The following is a 617-nucleotide window of genomic DNA, read 5'->3' on the forward strand; positions in this document are numbered from 1 at the left end:
GTCGAGGTCGATGAGCAGGACCTTGTGGTCCGGGATCTCGCGCCGCACGTCCCACGCGAGGTGGGTCGCGACCGTCGTGACGCCGACGCCGCCCTTCGCGCCGGTCAGCGCCAGCACGATCGCACGGTGGCCGGCCCCGTCGGCGTCCCGCTCGACCAGCAGCTCCTGCAGGCGCGAGGACCAGTCGAGCGCGTTGCTTACGCGCTGCTGCACCTCGGTGAAGGACAACGGGTACGTCAGGACGCCGCGCGCACCGGCGTCGAGCGCGAGCGCGAGGTTCTCCGGGTCCGCGTCGCCCGACACGATGAGGCACACGCTCGCGGGGCGGCGCAGACCCATGTCCCGGATGACCTGGTGCACGGGCTCGGGCCCGAGCTGGTCGTGCACGATCACGAGGTTCGGCTCCCGCTCGACGACGGCGCGCACGAGCTCGCCGGTCGTCTCCGCGAGCGCCAGCACCCCGAGCTCGGCGACCTCCGCGAGCTGTGCCCGCAGCTCGTACGCCAGCGTCTGCTCGGCGCACCCGATGATGACGGTCCCGGCCATCAGCCCACGTTCCCTTCCGGCACGGTGACGCCGCCGGGGTCCTCGGCGTCGGAGGCGTCCTGGCCGGCGTA

At 73.3% G+C, this 617-nt stretch carries 1 protein-coding gene; it reads right to left on the bottom strand.

Annotation, left to right across the window (positions count from 1 at the left end):
• Nucleotides 1-546: hypothetical protein (locus AEA42_RS05305; RefSeq protein ID WP_280938057.1), on the bottom strand; the 546-nt coding region annotated here is incomplete at its 3' end.
• Nucleotides 547-617 lie beyond the last annotated feature (71 nt).

Origin of the sequence: Shewanella sp. Sh95 (genome assembly GCF_001308045.1) — a bacterium.
GTDB classification, from domain to species: Bacteria; Pseudomonadota; Gammaproteobacteria; order Enterobacterales; family Shewanellaceae; genus Shewanella; species Shewanella xiamenensis.